The sequence below is a fragment of the Hymenobacter terricola genome (genome assembly GCF_017921975.2).
GTDB classification, from domain to species: domain Bacteria; phylum Bacteroidota; class Bacteroidia; order Cytophagales; family Hymenobacteraceae; genus Hymenobacter; species Hymenobacter terricola.
This window is the reverse complement of record NZ_JAGEMO020000214.1, coordinates 1-321: the sequence shown is the minus strand read 5'-3', so window position 1 is coordinate 321 and position 321 is coordinate 1. Positions and strand designations below refer to the sequence as shown.

Below are 321 nucleotides of genomic sequence, written 5' to 3'. Positions count from 1 at the left end.
TACTGCGATATAGGGTTTGAGGAAGTCAGACAGGTTGAAAGCCAGTATACCAATACAAAAGTGCCGAAGACTCAGCCGCGCGGCAGGCAGCAGGCTCAGGAGACAAAAGCGTCAGACAAGAAAGAAAACGGGCCTCAGTCCTTTGCTAATATGATTTTCGGGTGATATCTATGATTGAAATACCTCTGACGCCCTATCCTGACCAGGAGCTGCAGATTGACCTCGGCGGGCAGGCGTGCACCATAAGAGTCTTTGAGCGTGCGGGATTTATGTATATGGATCTGAGCGTGCGGCGCACAAAGATCTTAAAAGGCGCTCTCT

1 protein-coding gene is annotated in these 321 nt (G+C 50.2%); it reads left to right on the top strand.

Annotated features, from left to right (window positions below):
• Window positions 1-170: 170 nt before the first annotated feature.
• A partial coding sequence (locus J4G38_RS29380; protein WP_449555736.1) for a phage baseplate plug family protein occupies window positions 171-321 on the top strand: 151 nt, incomplete at its 3' end.